Annotated in this window: 19 protein-coding genes; 7 read left to right on the top strand and 12 right to left on the bottom strand. The window is 41.0% G+C overall.

What is annotated here, in order from left to right; translation table 11 throughout:
• Positions 1-593 precede the first annotated feature (593 nt).
• The gene (locus C5745_RS14600; protein WP_243403359.1) at positions 594-3,398 is read left to right on the top strand and encodes a BamA/TamA family outer membrane protein; all 2,805 of its coding nucleotides are present in this window, start codon (positions 594-596) and stop codon (positions 3,396-3,398) included.
• A gap of 196 nt (positions 3,399-3,594) precedes the next feature.
• Here C5745_RS14600 and C5745_RS14595 read toward each other — a convergent pair whose 3' ends face one another.
• Together C5745_RS14595 and sppA are read right to left on the bottom strand one after the other, a co-directional pair.
• The gene (locus C5745_RS14595) at positions 3,595-4,785 is read right to left on the bottom strand and encodes a phosphoglycerate kinase (protein WP_105717746.1); all 1,191 of its coding nucleotides are present in this window, start codon (positions 4,783-4,785) and stop codon (positions 3,595-3,597) included.
• Between the two features lie 83 nt (positions 4,786-4,868).
• Entirely contained in the window at positions 4,869-6,635 is a 1,767-nt protein-coding gene (sppA, locus tag C5745_RS14590; protein WP_105717745.1) for a signal peptide peptidase SppA, read from the bottom strand.
• 84 nt (positions 6,636-6,719) lie between these two features.
• On the opposite strand from sppA, the gene folK reads away from it, so the two are divergent.
• Positions 6,720-7,232 carry a 2-amino-4-hydroxy-6-hydroxymethyldihydropteridine diphosphokinase gene (folK, locus tag C5745_RS14585; RefSeq protein WP_105717744.1) on the top strand — a complete coding sequence of 171 codons (513 nt, stop codon included), beginning with the start codon at positions 6,720-6,722 and terminating at the stop codon, positions 7,230-7,232.
• A complete protein-coding gene (locus C5745_RS14580; RefSeq protein ID WP_105717743.1) occupies positions 7,213-7,563 on the top strand; it encodes an Hpt domain-containing protein in 351 nt (116 codons plus the stop codon). The genes folK and C5745_RS14580 overlap by 20 nt, the downstream gene beginning before the upstream one ends.
• A gap of 17 nt (positions 7,564-7,580) precedes the next feature.
• On the opposite strand, the gene pssA is transcribed toward C5745_RS14580, so the two are convergent.
• Positions 7,581-8,273 (bottom strand): CDP-diacylglycerol--serine O-phosphatidyltransferase, encoded by a 693-nt coding sequence (pssA, locus tag C5745_RS14575; protein ID WP_105717742.1) that lies wholly within the window; start codon positions 8,271-8,273, stop codon positions 7,581-7,583.
• Positions 8,274-8,344: 71 nt separating this feature from the next.
• The gene (gene rho, locus C5745_RS14570; protein ID WP_105717741.1) at positions 8,345-9,832 is read right to left on the bottom strand and encodes a transcription termination factor Rho; all 1,488 of its coding nucleotides are present in this window, start codon (positions 9,830-9,832) and stop codon (positions 8,345-8,347) included.
• A 589-nt stretch (positions 9,833-10,421) separates the two neighbouring features.
• On the opposite strand from rho, the gene C5745_RS14565 reads away from it, so the two are divergent.
• The gene (locus tag C5745_RS14565) at positions 10,422-11,282 is read left to right on the top strand and encodes an N-acetylglucosamine kinase (RefSeq protein ID WP_105717740.1); all 861 of its coding nucleotides are present in this window, start codon (positions 10,422-10,424) and stop codon (positions 11,280-11,282) included.
• A 39-nt stretch (positions 11,283-11,321) separates the two neighbouring features.
• Here the strand turns inward: C5745_RS14565 and C5745_RS20655 are convergent, their stop codons facing one another.
• From C5745_RS20655 to C5745_RS14555, 3 genes are read right to left on the bottom strand one after another with little or no spacing between them, the layout of a single operon-like run.
• Positions 11,322-11,561 (bottom strand): MBL fold metallo-hydrolase, encoded by a 240-nt coding sequence (locus tag C5745_RS20655; protein ID WP_243403358.1) that lies wholly within the window; start codon positions 11,559-11,561, stop codon positions 11,322-11,324.
• Positions 11,562-11,569: 8 nt separating this feature from the next.
• A complete protein-coding gene (locus C5745_RS20650) occupies positions 11,570-12,004 on the bottom strand; it encodes an MBL fold metallo-hydrolase (RefSeq protein ID WP_243403357.1) in 435 nt (144 codons plus the stop codon).
• A gap of 40 nt (positions 12,005-12,044) precedes the next feature.
• Positions 12,045-12,368 carry a YbaB/EbfC family nucleoid-associated protein gene (locus tag C5745_RS14555; RefSeq protein ID WP_105717739.1) on the bottom strand — a complete coding sequence of 108 codons (324 nt, stop codon included), beginning with the start codon at positions 12,366-12,368 and terminating at the stop codon, positions 12,045-12,047.
• A 169-nt stretch (positions 12,369-12,537) separates the two neighbouring features.
• On the opposite strand from C5745_RS14555, the gene C5745_RS14550 reads away from it, so the two are divergent.
• Positions 12,538-13,035, top strand: a complete 498-nt coding sequence (locus C5745_RS14550) for an ABC transporter substrate-binding protein (protein WP_105717738.1) — start codon at positions 12,538-12,540, stop codon at positions 13,033-13,035.
• A gap of 27 nt (positions 13,036-13,062) precedes the next feature.
• Here the strand turns inward: C5745_RS14550 and C5745_RS14545 are convergent, their stop codons facing one another.
• Positions 13,063-14,067 carry a hypothetical protein gene (locus C5745_RS14545; RefSeq protein ID WP_105717737.1) on the bottom strand — a complete coding sequence of 335 codons (1,005 nt, stop codon included), beginning with the start codon at positions 14,065-14,067 and terminating at the stop codon, positions 13,063-13,065.
• 121 nt (positions 14,068-14,188) lie between these two features.
• On the opposite strand from C5745_RS14545, the gene C5745_RS14540 reads away from it, so the two are divergent.
• Complete coding sequence (locus tag C5745_RS14540) at positions 14,189-14,773, top strand: thymidine kinase (RefSeq protein WP_105717736.1); 585 nt, start codon at positions 14,189-14,191, stop codon at positions 14,771-14,773.
• A gap of 4 nt (positions 14,774-14,777) precedes the next feature.
• Here C5745_RS14540 and C5745_RS14535 read toward each other — a convergent pair whose 3' ends face one another.
• Together C5745_RS14535 and C5745_RS14530 are read right to left on the bottom strand one after the other, a co-directional pair.
• A complete protein-coding gene (locus C5745_RS14535; RefSeq protein ID WP_105717735.1) occupies positions 14,778-15,290 on the bottom strand; it encodes a glutathione peroxidase in 513 nt (170 codons plus the stop codon).
• A gap of 71 nt (positions 15,291-15,361) precedes the next feature.
• A complete protein-coding gene (locus C5745_RS14530; RefSeq protein WP_105717734.1) occupies positions 15,362-16,225 on the bottom strand; it encodes an N-acetylglucosamine kinase in 864 nt (287 codons plus the stop codon).
• 111 nt (positions 16,226-16,336) lie between these two features.
• On the opposite strand from C5745_RS14530, the gene C5745_RS14525 reads away from it, so the two are divergent.
• Complete coding sequence (locus C5745_RS14525; RefSeq protein ID WP_105717733.1) at positions 16,337-18,070, top strand: M61 family metallopeptidase; 1,734 nt, start codon at positions 16,337-16,339, stop codon at positions 18,068-18,070.
• 30 nt (positions 18,071-18,100) lie between these two features.
• Here C5745_RS14525 and C5745_RS14520 read toward each other — a convergent pair whose 3' ends face one another.
• The gene (locus tag C5745_RS14520; RefSeq protein WP_207795815.1) at positions 18,101-19,267 is read right to left on the bottom strand and encodes a glycoside hydrolase family 76 protein; all 1,167 of its coding nucleotides are present in this window, start codon (positions 19,265-19,267) and stop codon (positions 18,101-18,103) included.
• Between the two features lie 86 nt (positions 19,268-19,353).
• Positions 19,354-20,550, bottom strand: coding sequence for a glycoside hydrolase family 76 protein (locus C5745_RS14515; protein WP_105717800.1), 1,197 nt, complete (start codon positions 20,548-20,550; stop codon positions 19,354-19,356).
• Positions 20,551-20,663 lie beyond the last annotated feature (113 nt).

Genomic DNA, 20,663 nt, shown 5'->3' with positions numbered 1-20,663 from the left:
AATTAATTTTGTCGGAGCAAAAGTCGCCTTTTTAATTGGAAATAACTAATACTTTTTTATCTGAAATGTTTATTCTTAACCGCTAGCAAACCCATTTAGGTGACAACCGAAAATGACAATATGTCATCAACAAATTATTGTTTTTACTCTCTTCATTAGATATTCTTCTTTCCCCAAAATGTGCGGTGGACAGTAACACATTGCTATTACGGGATTGAGAGCACCTATGCAAAATTCAGTCCATCGCAGCTTTAACTATGACGGTTTCTACTAGCATCTTTTTTTTCACGATACTTTATAGTTTTTTGTGGCTGACAGAACAGCACCATCAACCGTAATTAATTTAAAATTTTATCCTATCTTGCGGAGAGAAAGAACTACAGTATCAAAAAGTAATATATTTCTGTTGATATCTCGGCCACTAATGACCGCCGAGAAAACACACTTTATATCAATAAACACTTATTGCTAATACAGATCATATAACAATATATATCAACATGTTAAATACCTCTATAAAAACAAATGGTACATACGTAGCCACAAAAACAAACTAACAATATTAGCATCAACCCATAGTCCAGTATAAAAATATGAACAAACATTTATTTATCAGCATATTATCATTATTCATATTATTAAACAGTTCATATATATTAAATGGTCAAATTATCGACAATGACCAAGCACATTCTGCTATTAAATGGCAACAGATTGATACAGAAAATTTTCGGCTGATCTTCCCAAAAGCGTTTGAAACTGCAGCAAGAAGACTTGCTGATCAACTTTCAAAAATGCAGCGTGAAAGTCGTGAAAACCTAAAGGTTTATCCCCCAAAAATAACCCTCGTTTTACAAGGGAACCATCTCGCCCAAAACGGTTTTGTGCAACTTGCTCCTCGAAAATCCGAATTATTTCCCGTCCCCTCCTCCTCCGCTGACAACCAGGAATGGCTTCCAAATCTAGCACTTCACGAGCTTCGACACGTAGCCCAGTTTGACAAAGTGGCAGGAAAGTTAAAAGCTCCTTTTTTCGAACAGCTCGCCTTCGCTCTCTACGGTTTGAACGTGCCTGCTTGGTATTTTGAAGGGGACGCTGTGCAGACGGAAACCATATATAGCAACGGCGGAAGAGGACGGTTACCTTCATGGGAAATGCCCATCCGCGCCAATATACTTTCCGGAAAATCGTATGATTTCAATAAGTACGTATTGGGCTCCATTAAGGATAATGTGCCATCGTATTACACCATTGGTTTTTTCATGAGCAGTTATTTAACCAATCATCATGGCATCGCCAGTCACGAGAAAATAATGACAGATGTATGCGGAAAATTACTCCGTCCCTTCAACTTTCGTCGAGCAGTCAAACACATATCGGGCGAGAAACCGACGGGTATCTTCAACAATACCATTAGGGAGCTGGCGGAAAAATGGGAACAAGAATCGCCAATTTCACCAGATGACCCCAATTTGCCCACGAAAAATAGCCGATATCCCAGCGATTATTTATTACCGCAAATGAATGGAAGCCAAGACATATATGTACTTAAATCGTCTCCAACCGCCGTTAATGAAATCAAACGTTTGGATAGTTTGGGGAATGAGACCGGTATCGTCAAAACGGGCATACAAATAACGCCTTATTTTCATCTTCGAAACGATGAAATCGTTTGGGACGAATATCGTAAACACGCTCGGTTTGGTAAAGAGACATACAATGTAATCAATATATATAATACAAAAACCGGACGAACCAAGACGCTTACGAAAGCAACCCGCTATTACTCTCCTGCATTTCATCCCGAACGGGATGAAATACTCGCAATTGAAGTAAATCCAGCAAATATAAGCAGATTGATTATGCTAGATTCAAAAACCGGCAGTATACTGGATAGCGTTGTCATGCCCCACGGAATGCATGTACAGCAACCAAAATATCATGCCTCCGGTGAAAAAATTGTAGCAATCGCAGTTGCGGAACAGGGCACAAATTTAGTTGAATTTAACCTAAGAACGAAAGAACATGATTTCCTTCTTCCATGGGGAAATCAGCAATTAGAACGTCCTTTTTATTATGATGATGATATTATCTTTAAAGCACACGTCGACGGTATTGATAATATCTACCTACTTAATAAAACTACAGGACAACATAAATTAACAAACGCGGCTTTCGGTGCATTCAATCCCTCTATCGCCGCGAATGGATTGCTGCTATACAATGATTATCAATATAACGGATATAAACTTGCTCAAAAAGAAATCATTCTGTCGGGGCAGCCTGACCAGGCTCGTCTCCCGTATATTTCGCCTACGCTGAATAGTGCCCAACGAGACAGTTTATCGGACGAATCCGCTCCTCCTGTAATTGTTCGAAACTACAACCCTAGCGCGCATTTGATTAATTTCCATAGTTTATCTATTAGCGGCACTAATTTTGAAAATTTTGACAATTATATTCCCGGTATATTTTGGCTATCAAACGATATACTAAATACTACGCAGGTGAAACTTGGCTATGAATTTGACCCGAACATCTCGAAAAGTCATTATTCTGCAGAGGTCTCCTATAAACGTTATTTCCCCACATTTACGGCGCGATACGTGAATAGAGGGATGGTCGGTAATGCCGTAGCCGGAAGTGCCCCCAATAACATCATGATGTTTGATTACCGCGACCACCACGCAACCTTTGAAATGTCGATTCCTCTCTCCATATACAGGCGCAATATCGTATACAGTTACGGTGTTAATTTTGGTACATCCTACACAAAACGTTACAATACCAGTTTACAGCTACAAAACTTCCAGGATGTTATTGCATTCCCATTGAATTATCAAGTATATATCAATAGAAATAGCATGCGAAGCAAGATGGATCTGGCGCCACGCTGGGGACAAAACATCAGCATTACCTTTCGCCATCGCCCATTTACCACAGGTTCATCTGGAGAGGTGCTATCGTTACGGACCAACTTTTATTTTCCGGGCTTGTGGCCGAATCATAGCTTACAATTGCGGCTTGCAGCACAAAAGAACAACGGTATATATATAGGAACATATGATATCCCGATGGTTTCCGGGTGGGGGCACTTTAGTTCACCTATGGTCAATAATACGGCTATGGCAAGTTACAGGCTCCCCCTCTTCTATCCCGATTGGAGCATAGGTTCTCTCGCATACATTAAACGTTTCCAAGGATTGTTATTTTCGGATTTCCAAAATGTAGACGAGAGTTTCGCTCCCAAAAGTTTCGGCATAGGGCTATCGGCCGACTTAAACATATTCCGATACGTACTACCTGACATCAATGTATCAACGAGACTTACATACATCAATGACAACACAGCATCTAACAAAATAGTCCCCACCTTCGGATTTAGCTACAGATATTAAAAATCGCGCTCCCTTGATTCAATATAAAGAATAATGTCTTTATAACATTTCTGCAAATGGTTGCCAGAGAATTATATTTGGTTTTGTAACCGATCTATTAGGTTTGTAATAAAGGAGATCAATCCGCTTTGCCTGCTTTAAACAAATAGGGCAGACTAATAAGCCTGCCCTATTTTCATTATGATATATGTTATTGTTAGTCTTCCAAAGCTTTCACTCCCGGTAATACCTTACCCTCCATATATTCTAGTAAAGCACCTCCACCTGTACTGACATAACTGACATGCTCGGTCATGCCAAACTTAGACACCGCAGCAGCCGAATCACCACCACCGATAAGCGAAAAAGCGCCGCGCTCTGTAGCTTTTACTACAGCGTCAGCAACCGCTTTCGTTCCCTTGGCAAATGTATCGAACTCAAAAACACCCATAGGCCCGTTCCACAACAGGGTATTGGAAGCGCTGATAACCTCCGCAAAATGCGCAGAAGATTCCGATCCGATATCCAGTCCTTCCCTATCAGCCGGGATTTCATCATTCGGTCCATTGTAGGTTTCCGCGTCATTTGCGAATCTATCAGCAATCTGTGCGTCCGTAGGAAGTACCAAATTCACCCCTTTTTCATCTGCCTTCTTCACCAATTCGTTGGCTAGATCCAATTTATCCAACTCGACTAGGGATTTTCCAATCTCTCCTCCTCGGGCTTTTACGAACGTATATGCCATTCCTCCGCCAATAATCAAATTATCTACTTTGTCTAAAAGAGACTCAATCAACTGGATTTTATCTGATACCTTCGCTCCCCCCATAATAGCTGTGAAGGGGCGCTCCGGCTTGTTCATGACTTTCTCCGCATTACTTATCTCCGCCGCCATTAAATATCCCGCATATTTGTTATTAAGGAAAAATTGTGCAATAATCGCTGTAGACGCATGCGCACGATGTGCGGTACCAAAAGCATCGTTCACATACACATCACCCAGTTTTGCCAGCTTTTCAGCAAACCCAACGTCTCCCTTTTCTTCTTCTTTATAAAAGCGTAAGTTCTCCAAAAGGAGCACTTCCCCTCCCTTTAGCACCGCACTTTTTTGAATAGCCTCCTCTCCTACACAGTCATTAGCAAACTGTACATCAACACCTAATACGTTTGATAAATGTCCAACAATGTGCTTTAATGAATACTTGTCCGTAGGCCCTTCTTTTGGGCGTCCCAAATGAGACATCAATACAACAGCACCTCCATCAGCTAAAATCTTTTTGATGGTAGGAGCTGCCCCTTGTATACGGTTATCATCTGTTATATTAAAATTCTCATCCAAAGGCACATTAAAATCTACTCGAACCAATGCCTTTTTACCAGAGAAATTTAAATCATCAATAGTCTTCATATATGTCTTTTTATTTATGTTTTATAGTGCGCGGTTTAAACCGTCGGCTAAATATAGAAAAAAGTAAGAATACTTACACCTATTTATCTAATTTCAACCCTATACGGAATACGAGCCTGTATGCCAGACGATTTCAATACTATACGAAGTTGCTCAATATGCTGTCTGTATTCACCCAACTCGTCGTCCAACATCCACATCTTTATCCGCTCTTTGGATGTACTAAATAATTCCGCGAAGGGATCTTTCTGTGTTGGATAATACCGAACACTGTAATCTTTCAATTTCGCTTTTGCTGCCGCAGCCTGTATAGCCCGATTGAGGTTCCCGATACCATCTACCAATCCATGTTCCAACGCCTGGCTTCCCGTCCACACTCTACCTTGTCCAATACTATCCACAGCGGATACGTCCATGTTTCGGCCTGTTGCCACTTTGCCTGTAAATGTATTATAAACTCGATCTACTTCAGCCTGCATAACGACTGTCTCTTCTTCCGTTAACGGGCGGTCAAACGAAGTCAGCATATCCGAAAATTTGCCTGTTTTGACTTCATCCATATGAATCCCCAGTTTATTATTGAACAGTCCTTGCAGATTAGGGATCAAACCAAATACACCTATGGAACCGGTAAGTGTTTCCTTCTCTGCAAAAATGGAATCGGCCAAGGCAGAAATATAATATCCTCCGGAAGCAGCGTAGTCACCCATGGAAACCATGATAGGCTTTACTTTCTTCGTTAACTCCACCTCGCGGGCAATAATGTCCGACGCCAGTGCAGAACCACCGGGAGAATTCACCCGTAACACCACGGCTTTCACGCGATCGTCACGACGTAGTTTCCGAAGTTCCCGAGAAAGCTTATCACCGCCTATTCTGCCCTCCGTACCTTCACCGTCAACGATATCTCCATACGCATACAGCACGGCTACACGATCACCTTTTGTTTCCGTTTTTCCGTCTTTATTATAATCTAACAAGGAAACCGCAGGAACGTCCTTTTTTTCATCTACCTCCAAACGCTCTTTTAACTTGGAGAGCACTTCGTCTTTATAACATTTACCATCGATAAATTTATATTGTACAGCATCATCAGCATTTCTTATCAAAAAGTTATTCGCAATATTTTTAAGGGTATCGATCGAAATCTGCCTTCCTTCCGACACGTTTTCCAGGAACGCACTATACATGCTCCCCAAATAGGCTGTCATCTGTTCCCTATTGGCACTACTCATCTCATTCAGAATAAAAGGTTCAACAGCCGATTTATAGGTACCTACCTTAACCACCTGCATCTCCACGCCCAATTTATCCAACGCTTCTTTCATAAACATGACCGAGGCAGAAAGTCCTTTAAACTCCAGGGAACCTTCAGGATTCATATAGAGTTCGTCGGCTACCGATGCTATATAATATGCTTTTTGTGTATAGAGATCACTATGCGCCACAATAAACTTACCGGAGGATTTAAAATCAACTAACGCATCCCGAATTTCTTTCAAACTCGCCATACCAGTATTAACATACGTAGGATTGAGATATATCCCTTTTATACGATCGTCTTCTTTTGCTGCCGCGATACGGGAAATAATATCGTTTAATCCGAGCGATTTCATCTCGCCATATCCGGGCAGGCTCATACTCTCCCAGGGATTTGGTGATGTACGTTCAGGAATATCGTGATCTAACGAAACGTAGAGTACCGCGCTTGACGGAACATAGACCTCCTCTTTCGATCCCATATTACTGAACGTAGCTGTGATAAATCCAATCATCACCATAAATAAAATAGCAAAAACGATGATCGTTCCTGTGATAGTCGCTAAGACGTATTTAAAAAAAGATTTCATAATTATTCTTTGTTTTACGTCTCTAATTTAGAGGTTTCTTTTGAAGAATTCGAAATTTAAATAGATTAGCTTTATCTTTAAGTTATGAACAAGGTTTTTTTGTTATTAGGTGCAAACTTGGGCAACCCCACTATGCAATTAGCAAAGGCTCTTGAAAAGATTGAAAGCCAAGTAGGAAAGATAGAGGCTTGTTCGTCGCTATACGAATCGGAAGCATGGGGGGTGACAGATCAGCCTAAGTTCCTTAATCAAGTGGCATTAATATCGACTTCACTTTCGCCCTTGGATGTCCTGGACAAGGTGCAAGCCATCGAAAATGATCTAGGGCGCATACGCATATCGAAATGGGGAGCCAGGGTAATCGACATTGACATTTTGTATTTTAACCACGACTGCATTCAACACGAACGTTTAATTGTTCCTCATCCATATATGCCTGATCGGCGATTTGTGTTAGTTCCACTTGCGGAAGTTGCTCCCTTTTTTAAGCATCCGAAATTAGGGATAACAACAAATGACCTGTTAGCGCAATGCGAAGATAACTTAACTGTACATCCTTATAATCCAAACGACAACAATGCGATACAAGCTGATTAACCCTTCGCTTATCCAAGAAAATCTAATGAACGACGAAGCGTTGATCAAACAATTTCTTGATCTATACCAAGAACAGATACCGATTGATTTACAAGCATTAAAGGAAGCTGTTACATCGGCGCTACCCGTTGAAGTAGCGAACAAAGCTCATCATATAAAACCGACAATGGAATATATTGGGGCTCAAACCTTGCGAGAAAAACTACAACAGCTGGAGCATGCCGGAAAAAATGGCGCTGAGAATTCATATATCCATGTTTTGTTCTCCGATATCGAAAAGGAGATAGCAACACTACTGCAGGAAATCGCCGACTACCGGAATAGGTTGTAACCACCCAGAGCAACACATCACCTGTATTTATCTTGCTGTCTTTGTACCTTAAAATGCAATTGAGAGAAAATAAAATAGGAAAGCAAAATAAGTGGCAAAGCCAAAAATTGGAGAGCGAATAGAAGAACGATACTGATAAACAGGAAAATATATCTAAACTTATTTTCACTCCACATCAGTGAGGATAACTTCATACTAAATAAACGGATTTCGGATATCAATAGGAAACTGACGATTGCCACGATAACAAGCAATACCCACGGCTGATATATCCAAGCCGGGTGCACCTCACCAATAAAAGGTAAGGACATAATAAAGAAAGTATTCATGGGGGTGTTAAGCCCTATAAATTCGGACGTTTGTCGTTCATCAACATTAAACTTGGCTAATCGCAGTGCAGAAAATGCGGTGATCACAAATCCTAAATACGGCAGGTAAATATGACCCGTAGACACCTCTAACAATTTATACAATACTGCCCCCGGCAAAAAACCAAAGCTTATCACATCGGCCAAAGAATCTAACTCTTTCCCTATAGTTGATTTAACACCAAGCAGCCGGGCCACCATTCCATCAAGAAAATCAAATATCCCTGATGCAACAACACAGTAGAATGCGAATAGAAATTCTCCCTTTAATACAAATAGGATACCTATACAACCACTGAAAAGATTGAGACAAGTTAACGTATTGGGTATATGTTTTCTCATTAGAATTACAAAAAATTTAAGCCATCCCCTGAACGCAGAAGATGGCTTAAAAATAAAAAATATCAAAGGAATTAGCTATTCATGCTAATTAAAAATTCCTCATTTGATCTCGTTCCTCGCATTTGCGTTAACAAGAATTCCATCGACTCCGTAGAGTTCATGTCTGCTAAATGGTTACGTAGCACCCACATGCGTTGCAATGTGTCGCGATCTACGAGCAGGTCATCACGGCGCGTACTCGAAGCTGTCAAATCGATAGCTGGGAAAATTCGCTTATTTGCCAACTTACGGTCAAGCTGAAGCTCCATGTTACCCGTACCTTTAAATTCTTCAAAAATCACATCGTCCATTTTTGAGCCAGTATCTGTCAATGCAGTCGCCAAGATTGTCAGCGACCCGCCCCTCTCGATGTTACGCGCTGCTCCAAAGAAACGTTTTGGTCTGTGTAAAGCATTTGCATCTACTCCACCTGATAGGATTTTCCCCGAAGCAGGGGCGACGGTGTTATAAGCACGAGCCAAACGCGTGATGGAATCTAATAAGATAACAACATCATGTCCACATTCTACCATACGTTTCGCCTTCTCCAACACGATATTTGCAATCTTAACGTGACGATCCGCAGGCTCATCGAAGGTTGACGAAATCACTTCGGCACGTACGCTTCTCGCCATATCAGTTACCTCTTCCGGGCGTTCATCAATCAACAAAATAATCAAATAAACTTCAGGATGATTCTTGGCAATCGCGTTCGCGACTTCTTTTAATAGATTTGTCTTACCTGTTTTGGGTTGAGCCACGATCAATCCACGCTGACCTTTACCAATAGGGGTAAAGAGATCCATAATGCGAGTTGAATGGTTGCCTGCTCCCAAGTCAAGGTTGAGCTTTTCATCTGGGAACAATGGCGTCAGATAATCGAACGGTACCCGATCTCGAATCTCTGCTGGGTTTTGACCATTGATCGATTCTACTCGAACCAATGGAAAATATTTCTCCCCTTCTTTTGGCGGGCGGATAGAACCACGTACATTATCCCCAGTTTTCAACCCAAATAACTTAATCTGAGATTGGGAAACATAGATATCATCCGGAGATGTTAAGTAATTGTAATCTGATGAGCGCAGAAAACCGTAGCCGTCCGGCATAATTTCCAATACGCCTTCATTAACGATAACATTGTCAAAATCTGTTGGCAGTACCGGAGACGAGCTTTCCACTCTAGAGGTGGCGACTGATTCTTGTTCACTTGTTCCGCTGGTTTCAGACTGCAGTTCCGCTGACGAGACGTCATCTGCTTTTGTAGAATCAGATGTCCGCTTGGCTATTGCCACAGGCTCCGTTTTTAACGTCCTGACTCGCTTTCTCGCTCTTTCCGCGGCAGGGGCCTCGACCGATTTTTCTTCTTGATCGTCATCTTCGGCAGATTGCTTCGCTATAACAGTAATACGGTCAATCAATTCCTGTTTTCGCAATTTATCAGCATCAGTGATGCCCAATACTTTTGCAATCTCGCGTAACTCTGACACGAGTTTGGTGTTTAGTGCATTAATATCCATTAACTTTTTACTATGAGATATAGGATTTTTATTTTGTTGAATTCATCCAAATTCCATTTCTAGCAAATGCTATTTTATTATTTTTTAGATGTGCTAAAAACATGATAGGGGTACATAACTCTATTAATTAATGTAAGCTATTCGCCCCCTCTCTAGGATAAATCTGAGAATTGGCACAAAAATAACATAACATTTGTATATTCAAAGAAAATTTGTAAAATATTTTTTTTAGAATGTCCATTCTTAACGAGCTGAGACGTTAAATCCCGCAACGACCACTATTATAACGCCCATAATCCAAAATTGTTTTAACCGACTAAACGAAAAAGAGATTTTTCTAATCACCAGAGAACATATTGTACAAAATACACTAAGCTGCTAAAAAAAATAAACCATAAAAAAACCGCGTTAACGACGCTATAAAGTGGTTTTTTACAAAAAAAATGCAGTCATTTTATCGTATCGTTTCATTTTTTTAAATCTAAAATTCTTGTTTTTAAACATAAACACGTATTTTCGGGCAAGCATTAGTAAAAAACACAAAAATAAATTAGCAACAAAAACATAACACAATAAAACCAAATCTATAATGATAATCATTGCGGACGGAGGATCGACAAAAACAAACTGGTGTTTGTTAGATGACTCAAACAAAAAGATATACTTCAACACAGAGGGCTACAATCCCTATTTTGTCGACAGTGAATATATTGTTAATTCGTTAAAAAAAGGACTACCCAGTGATTTACCTTTCGAAAAGGTTACCGAAGTAAACTATTACGGAGCAGGCGTACATAACGAAGAGAAGACTAAAATCGTAGAAGTGGCAATGCAGAAAGTATTCCCAAACGCCAAGGTAGAGGTTGGTCACGACTTGCTTGCAGCTGCACGTGCGTTATTGGCAGACCAGGCCGGTTTTGCCGCAATTTTGGGAACGGGTACAAATACTTGTATTTATGATGGGGAGAAAATCACGTATAACATTGACTCTGCTGCATATATACTCGGAGATGAAGGAAGTGGAAGTTATATAGGAAAGAAATTATTAACGGACTTTATTCGTGGGTTGATGCCGAAAGCGGTGGAGACGCTGTTTTTTGAAACATATAAACTTACGCCTGATGAAATTATGGACAACGTCTATACAAAACCCCTAGCCAACCGGTTCTGTGCCAGTTTTAGTAAATTTGTGTACGACAACAATGTCAATATGGAGTATACCCGCAGCATAGTGGAAGAGGCTTTCGACACATTCTTTAAGAATTTAGTGAGTAAATACCCCGATTATCAAAAGTATACTTTTAACTGTATTGGCTCTGTAGCCTATAATTTCCGTAATGTTTTAGAAGAGACAGCTACGCGTTATGACATGGAAGTGGGTAAAATAATACGTTCGCCTATAGATGACTTAGTAAGTTACCATATCGATAGAACGGCGAAGAGTCGGTAGGCAAGCAATCTTGTAGAGACGCAATATGCGTCTCTACAGTTAGAGTGTCATTGATTCACCAATTTTCGGCAAATATAAATGCAGCCCATTTGCTTCAAAACGTTGCGTCGCTTCTTCCGTATCAACACGAATAGGCGGAAAAGTATTGTAATGGATCCCAATGATATTCCTGCAATTCACAAATTGAGCAGCCTTAATAGCGTCATCAACGTCCATTGTATAATACCCTCCGATTGGAAAAAAAGCCCAATCTAGCCCTAAGTCCTCCAGCAGCTTCATCTCCAACGTCAAAGCCGTGTCCCCTGAAAATAAATTTTTGTATCGTCGACGAAAAATACATAACCCGCAGGCATACCGGCGTAATCTCCTTCAGGTGTACTATTCGTATGCAAAGCATAAACCATTTTGACCCTCCCAAAAGGTAAAGAAAGCGTTCCGCCAAAATTATATTCAATGACCTTGTCGTCCGGCACCCCCTGCTTCCTTACCCATGCCGCCGTCTCGACGATGGCCACGACGGTGGCACCGCTATTCGACTGTATATTTTTTAAATCTGCGACATGATCCTGATGGCAATGCGTTAAGAAAATATAATCAGGTTTAAGGATATTGATATCGATATCTTTAGCCAAGGAATTATAAGTAATAAAAGGGTCCAATAACACCTTGCTGCCCTTAAAATCAAACGCTACACATGATTGTCCATAATAAGTAACTTCCATATTTCTTCATTTTGTGTCAGACTGCGAACCTTACGTGATTCTATTTATTACCACCGAATAAGTTGCCTAAGCCCCCGAGACCACCTAGTAAATCTTGCGATACCACTTGCATCTCCGCTTGGCTAACGTTTTCTGCCTGCTGCAGAGCTTTGTTCAATGCAACGACTAACAATTCCTCTAGCTCCTCTTTGTCATCGAGCTGCTTCAGAAATTCGTCGTCAATAGTAACTTCTCGTATTTCTTTACTAGCCGAAGCGACAACCCTCACTTTACCTCCTTCTGTTTCTCCAAAAACAGAAATGCTATCTAAACGCTTTTTCACCTCTTCAGCTTTTTGCTGCGCCGCAAATAATTTATCAAACATAAGCTATTCCTCAAATTTATGACGCAATTTACAAAATCCATGGCACAGGCACAATTTATTTGGACCCCACATTCAGATCTTTACTCCCTAGCTCGGTTTTCTCAACTTTTGCGGTCAAAAGTAAAAACAAAGAATTAACTTTGCAGCAGCTTAATGAAACGGAACGTACATGCGAGATCTTAATTTCTATATCACATTACTCCAACACACGCAACAAACCGAGCCAAATCTGGCTGAACATCTGGAGGAAGAAGTCAATATACTTATACATAAACTCAGGTTTATCCCTGAAGAGCAACGTCCCTCGACACTTATATTAACACAACAATCTGGTTTTAAACCACTGTTTAACGAACAGCTTGCGGACAGCATCGCTATTGCAGGAGGAAAACTGCTTGTAGAGAAATACGATAATCCGTCACACCTATTCATTATTCAAGATAACGAGAAGCTCTATACAGATCTTCCCGGCCTTCTTCAAGATGAAATATTATGTAGAACAGGCGCTATACAATCAAATAACGTTTATATCATTCAAAAACGAAATTTTGGAATGGAGCGTACCGATTTTCTACACGATATAGAAATATGTGCGGAAATTGTACAACCGAAATATTTTATCTACGGACGTAAAGGAACGGACTGGGTACCCTTTGATATAGCATAAAAAGGAACGGAAGATCTTGCATTCCTTTTATAGCATAAACTTTTTCCGCAGAATCGCGTATAGTTTCTCCACCGTTTGCGGTTTTTCCGCCCAATTATTTTTCAACGCGTAGTTTGTCTGAAGAAAAGCATCCGCTTCCGCAAAAGTAGTATATCGATTTAGAAGTTCAATTGCTTCACTGTACGCCAAGGAATAGCCATTAAACAAATCTTTGATGAACAAGAGTTTATCATTCAGACTGATGGAAGATTTGAGATCCGCTATTTTGCCCTTTTCTGCTCCCGCAGTGGTCGAGAATAACGATGCAGGTGTATTGTGCACTCCTGCCTTACGTTGCTGTTGCAAAATCTCATTCAATGTCAAAGGACGCGCTGGTTTCTCTTCCTCAACTGGCGGTATATCCTGATTTTCCGACAACACAACGTCCTTGGCATCTTCCACCACTTCGTTAACAACAACCGTCGTCTCCGAATCCTGCTCCGACGCATCCGGAAACTTAGCTTCTTCTTCCACAGCGTTTTTCTCCTCCTCTACGATTTGATCCGGCTGTTCCCCTTTCTCAATGGGTGTCGATTGTATTTGTGGTGCTAGCGGCTCTTCTTCGTCTGCGGCGATATGCGCCGGATTTTCTACTAGTGGAGGTGCCTCCTGTTGTTCTTGCTCAACGACCCGCGGTTCATCAACCGTCGATACAGTTTCTTCAGTAGTGCTTCGCTGATTATCCCGAACGGCTGCCGCAGCAGCTTCTTCGTGGTACAGCTCTTCTGATCGTGGCACTTCTTGAACCTCGTTGTAAACCGACTGCTCGTCCGTTTCTTCTTCTAGAGCGGTAGCGGGTGCAGGTTCTCCCCCTACTGCAACTTTTCGTAATACTTCGACATGGCTCGTTAGAAATCTAGCCTTTGCTTCCAATAATAACAAGGCCTCATCTGATTCTCGAATATTTTTGTCTGATAGGGCTGTATAATCATCGTTAATCTCCACCAACAACTCTCCTATTTTTGAAAATATAGATTCTTTTGTATATGCCATTTTTTATTTATTTATCTGATAGATACCTCGTTTTGCTAAAGAACAAACTTCTTACCTTCAAATTTAAGATATAATTTCGATATTAGCACAGCTTATAGTGAAGAATAATTCAAAGGATCCCATGCTGTTTTCCGAACATAATTTTATCCAAAAGAATAGCTACGCTGGTAGTATCGAAGTCATTTGTGGCTCCATGTTTTCCGGCAAAACCGAAGAGCTCATCCGGCGGATGAAAAGAGCACAGTTCGCTAAATTGCCGATTGAGATTTTTAAACCGGCAATGGATATTCGCTATGACGATCACACCGTTGTGTCGCACGATAGCAACAGTATACCCTCCACATCAATCGTACATTCCTCAGCAATTCTGCTATTGAGTGCAGAAACTAAAGTAGTCGGTATTGATGAGGCTCAATTTTTTGATGATGAACTTCCCAATGTTTGTGTACAGCTAGCCAACAAAGGCGTTCGTGTTATCGTCGCTGGATTGGATATGGATTACAAGGGACTTCCTTTTGGACCGATCCCCTCCCTTATGGCTATGGCAGAACATGTCACCAAAGTACATGCTGTTTGTGTACAATGTGGTGCACCTGCCGCTTATTCCTATCGAATAGATGCAAGTCAGGATCGTATTCTTTTAGGAGAAAAGAACAGTTACGAACCTCGCTGTCGCGCCTGCTATTTTAGGCTGTCGGATACATAGACACCTATAATTTGCTGACGATTGCTTTATCCAACGGATTAGTACGAGAACGATAACGATGGATCAATTTACCCTCTTTATTGATCAAAAACTTTTCAAAATTCCATTCGATATCTCCAGTAAAATCCGGATTTTCTTGCGCAATCAAAAATGCAAACAAGGGATTGATATTTTTCCCTTTCACGTCAATTTTTTCAGACAACAAAAAAGTGACACCATAATTTCTTTCACAGAAATCTTGAATTTCCGTATTACTATCGAGTTCTTGTCCACCGAAATTATCAGAAGGAAAACCGATGACAACCAAGTCAACATCCTGTTCGTGTAAAGCCTGTAAATCTTTGTACTGCTTGGTGAAGCCACATTTTGAAGCTGTATTGACTATTAGTATGTTTTTACCTCTAAAATCCGACATCTTCACTTCTTTTCCGTCGATTGATGTGAAATTGAAATCATAGATCGAGGTTGCCGGCGACATTATCGAAGCCCATAAAACAATGCTTGTTATAATATTCATTATTCTTTTTTATTTATGCCCGATACGTACATTTGACCATTTTCAAGATATTTTGCATTACTATTGATTGATCACTTAATGATCAATTTCGTTTCTCTTTCAACAACAAAATGAAATAATTGTTCTATTGGATTACTTAAAATCGATCCGACACGAACCCCTAACACCTCACATACTTCGCGTAACTGCAAATCAAAGTGATAAGCAATGCCGCCGACGAAGTTGACTTTATACTCCCAAAAATCCGGATATGTAATAACATGGGTACGAATAAATTCGTCAAATCCGTTTTTTAACAACGTATCAATATACGGATGCAACCGATTTTCGGCCATAAATTCAGCAAAGGATGCTAAGAATGCATTCGGGCGGTCTTTTTGGTAAAGGTTTCGAATGACGATATCTTTATTGACACGGTATTTCTCTGCAAATTTTTTGTAAAGATCTTTTGGCATCTTCTCGTAAAGAAAATCGACAATAAGCCGCTTGCCAAACCACGCGCCAGATCCTTCGTCCCCCAAGACGTATCCTACGCCATGCACACTTTGATGTAGCTCTTCACCGTCAAAATAGCCTATATCCGATCCCGTGCCTATTGTACAAACATAACCTTTACTACGTCCACAGGTAGCATAGGCACATCCAAGCATATCACTTTCGACGGAAACGAATGCCGTCGGAAAGATTTCCGTAAGCGCATTGGAAACAATCTCTCGTCTATCCGGTGTAACGCATCCTGCGCCAAAAAAATAAACTTCATGAATCTCGCTGGCATAAGGTATGATTTCTGGTACCTCCTGCATCACACGGGCGATTTCTTTTTCGTTTACAAAAAAGGGATTCAATCCTTTTGTACGAAAGGATAAAGGTGCACTATCTGGTAAATTAAGCATCCAATCAGAACTGGAAGAACCACTATCTGCAACTAATATCATATATGCTATTTAAATTTATGTTGTGCATTCCAAAGATAACAATTTTTCGTGTATAAAATACTTTTGAAGCTTGCTTCAATCTATGTAGCTTTGCGATAAAAGCTACAAATCATGTCAGATACGCGTATACACTTTACCCTTTCTTTTACCGAGCCTCAAGCACACTATGTAGAAGTCGAGATGGAGATCACAGATTTCGCCGAAACGACGTTGGATATCAGCATGCCTGTATGGACGCCAGGCTCCTATTTGATTCGCGAGTATGAGCGTCACATAGAGCTTGTCGAAGCGGTTACAGGAGAAGACCGTATTGCGTGCATAAAGATTTCTAAAAATACATGGCGGATACATAATCCACCCCGTCATACTAAAATACGGTATAGAGTCTACGGTTTCGAAATATCGGTCAGGACAAATATAATCGATGAAGATCACGCATTTCTTAGTCCCGCAGCTACCTTCATGCATATCAAGAACCAGATCTACCTCCCCTGTACTGTACAGATTGTACGACCAGAAAAGTGGCGCCATATTTCAACCGGTCTGCCAAAATCGAAGAACGACAGCCAAACTTTCTATGCCGAAAACTTTGATGTACTGTATGACTCTCCTATCGAAATCGGGAACCAAGATATATGGTATTTCGACGCGTCAGGTGTCCAACACGAGTTTGCTATGGTAGGAGGTGGAAATTATAACAAGGAACAGTTAACTGCTGATATCACAAAAATCGTTGAAGAAGAAACCGCCATATGGGGAGAGAATCCAAATACAAATTACGTTTTTATTACCCACAACTATCAAGCAGGCGGCGGGGGATTAGAGCACCTCAATTCTACCGTTTTGGGTGCCAGTCGAAATGCGTATCAAACACCTAGCGCTTATAAAAACTTCCTCTGCCTCGTGGCACATGAGTATTTTCACTTGTGGAATGTAAAAAGGCTTCGCCCGAAAGAACTAGGGCCTTTCAACTACGAAACAGAGAATTATACAACAGGGCTATGGATAATGGAAGGATTTACATCGTATTATGACAATCTCGTTATCCGACGATGTGGTTTCTTCTCCGTCAAGGAGTACCTCGATATGCTCGCCAACGATTTCAACCAAGTGTACAACCGACCAGGTTACCGCATCCAATCCGCGGCCTCAGCCAGTTTTGACGCTTGGATAAAACATTATAGACCCGATGAAAATTCCGCAAATACAAGTATATCCTATTATAATAAAGGCGCGATGTTAGCCGTTGCGCTGGACCTTTATATTCTAGCAGAAACACGAGGTCAAAAGCGCCTAGATGATGTACTTCGGGCCGCCTATCACTCTTTTTACAAAAAAGAAAATAGCGGCTTTGAAGAGAACGCCTTTCAAGCTTTAGCAGAGGCTATAACGGGTGTTAATCTTTCAACAATTTTTGATGCTGCTCACAGCACGGAGGAACTTGACTACAATACGTATTTCAATGTTGCAGGATACGAATTGATCGATCTGAACCGCGACAAGCAAGAGTTATCGTTAGGAATCAAAACTACAAACCAAGACGGGCGTGTACTCATTAAAAATGTAGAACGAGATTCCAGTGCGTGGGACGCAGGGTTAAATGTAGACGACGAACTTATTGCTATCAATGGTAATAGACTTGATACCGCCGGCAAGGAATTGGAATTTATATTGCAAAATGGTCAAATCGATGAAATTGTTGACGTCTTGATTTCCAGAGATGGATTGATACGTACCATCCACGCCCCGCTCCGGCGTTCAACTAAACAGCAGTGGTGTATTCGCGAAAAACCAGATCCAACACCTACAGAAAAGCGAATCGGCGAGATCTGGCTTTCCATGTAAATCATATATAGAGACGTCGTAGCGACGTCTCTATAATTTTAAGTCCACAATATTCGCAAACATTTCTACAATAGCAAATTGATCTAGCAACCATTTTCTTTCGTCCCTCTTCACTCCTCTCCAATCCTTGTAAAATAGACCATTTTCATCTCGATTGGTAGTCCAAGCAAAATCCAGGTTTTTACGAAATGCTCGCAAGTACGCTGGATTATTATCCAATTTATAGAGTTGGACAAATCCACGCATCATTACGGCGATAAACCAATTATTACTACTTTTTAATCGTTGTGAGCCATCTGTCTCAAAAAAATGAAGAAAAGACGCATTCGCGACCTTTTGCGCTTCATCAAGATAGTCTGGTTCTTTGGTGATTTTATAAAGTAAGCTAGCGGCTTCGATCATTTGTCCAGAGTTATATGGATATTTTGTCCGGTCTATGCTACCGTCTAGACGAACGTTGTCCATATACACGCCGTCGGCATCCTGAAGATTGACCTTCGTCCATTCATATAACGATTTACCCATTTCCAAATACTCTTTCTTGCCGGTAGCTTCATACAGTTTCAAGGCGAAGACGGCTGCCGGCGCATTGGAACATGTATTTTTAGACGTCTTTTTTTGCTCGCACCAATAAATACCTCCACCCAATAAATCATCATGACCGCTATATACGAAATCCCAAACTATCTTTGCTTTTTCCAGGTATTTCGTTTCACCTGTTAACAGATAAAGATTGGTAAAGTCAATCCCGATCCAAATATTATCATCATAAAAACGATCAGATACTGGTGCAGAAGAGATATAAGAAGCGTATCCGGCTGGTTTTCTTTCATCGTCATAATATTCTTCTAACCCAGGGACTAATCGTTTATCGATGATGGATTTATATTTTTTGTTTTTGGTTTGCTCATAGAGCGCAACCGTAGCAGACAAACCTCCTGAATAGGGCCAGAGGTAAGCATATTCCTGCTTTCCGCTGGCACCATCGCCTAGATAGTCTGCTTTGTAACGCTCATCTACGGGGAAATTCTCCCGAAGTAAAAAGGTCTTTTTGCTCCCATATTTTTCTAGAATCACTTCCAAGGAGCGATCTGCGGCTTCCAACATATCTATCGAGGTAGATTTCCCTTTGAACGATTGAGAAAGCGCTCCACTTGCCCAAAAAGATAAAATTACTATGGTACAATATTTTAACATGTTTTTTCCCTTATAAGTCTTGCGCTAACTTTTACGCCTTGCGCCTTTGCGGTTATTTTATAGTTACTAAATCGGCTCAGCTAATCTTAATCTACTAGCCCTTCACCCTTTAATGTTGCCATTGCTTCCATTAGCATGGTACCACTAAGAGCAGACCGTAAGTCTCCCCAAGTCTCGGCATCAGCCGGATTTTTCCACCAGGTGTAGCTGAACTTGATACTGGGCGACTTTTGTGTCCCTGCCATCCACAGATATTCGGCATTATTCGTGATAAATTTGGTGTAGCGATCTCTGTCGGCAGCAGGGAGATCAGGATGCTGAATCAACAAGGTAAAGTAACGGATAAATATGCCTTTGAACAGGTTGACGTCGTGGCCGCTGCCTCCGCCAGGCTGCTCACCGTAATCGGTCAGTACGCCATAGCTTTTGTCTACATTGTAGGTAATGTGATAGTTCGTAACTTTTATAGCATCGTCTAAATAGATTTTATCTCCAGTAATATCATACAATTCCAACGCTGCTCCTATATATGTCCCCACGTTATAGGAAAAATCATTATTGGTGTTGTTTAAATATTCAAATACCCTTCCTGATGAAAGGATAGTGCGGTTGTATTTCATCCAGTCATAGATTCTTTTAGCCCATTCGAGATTGTTAAATCCGCCGTGGCTTTCTTCGGGATATTTTGTATATCGCCTTGCAGCAATGATTGCCGCAGGTCCATTTGCCGGGATACCCTTTGCTTCGCCGAGGACATCCGACTGTTTGCGCCACTTGATCCCACCACCTTCGTAGTCCGTCCAGCCTTCCGTAATCCAGCGCCACAAGTTTTTTGAGGACTCTGCATATCGCTGGTCATTTGTGGCTTCCAACGCTCTCATGTGCGCTAAGCCGTGCCAACCCATATCATCATAGTATTCATTTTCCCAAGTATTGCTATACCAGTTTTTAATCCGAACTCCTTCATAAAAATCAAAAATTGCCTGCTTGAACTTATCGTCGTTCGTTCTTAAATAGGCGTCTACCAGCACATCTAGACCGTGCGCTTCCGGCCAGTAATCGTTCCAAGCCACTTGCCCGTCATAGGTATTATTGAAAACATGCGATGTGGTATTCCAATATCTATCAAAAGAAGAGTTAGTACTGCTATCCGCTGCTGCGGTCCAGTCGACTACGTAAAAATTGTCCTTTGCAGATGGCGATGGCGTGTACGTGTCGTCGTATTTAGTACATGACGCGATAACCATAACCGCAAGGCAGAGTATTATTGCATTCCTTTTCATATATTTCTTCATTATTAACATAAAGCGGGCCGAGGATATCCGACAGTATCGTAAATAGTCTTCAGCACTATGCTTACATTTACTTGTAGCAGCTTTTCCAAAGCTATGCGCTT

It is taken from the genome of Sphingobacterium haloxyli (genome assembly GCF_002980525.1).
In the GTDB taxonomy this organism is placed as follows: domain Bacteria; phylum Bacteroidota; class Bacteroidia; order Sphingobacteriales; family Sphingobacteriaceae; genus Sphingobacterium; species Sphingobacterium haloxyli.
Note: the sequence above shows the minus strand (reverse complement) of the source record. Positions and strands in the feature narration are given on the sequence as shown.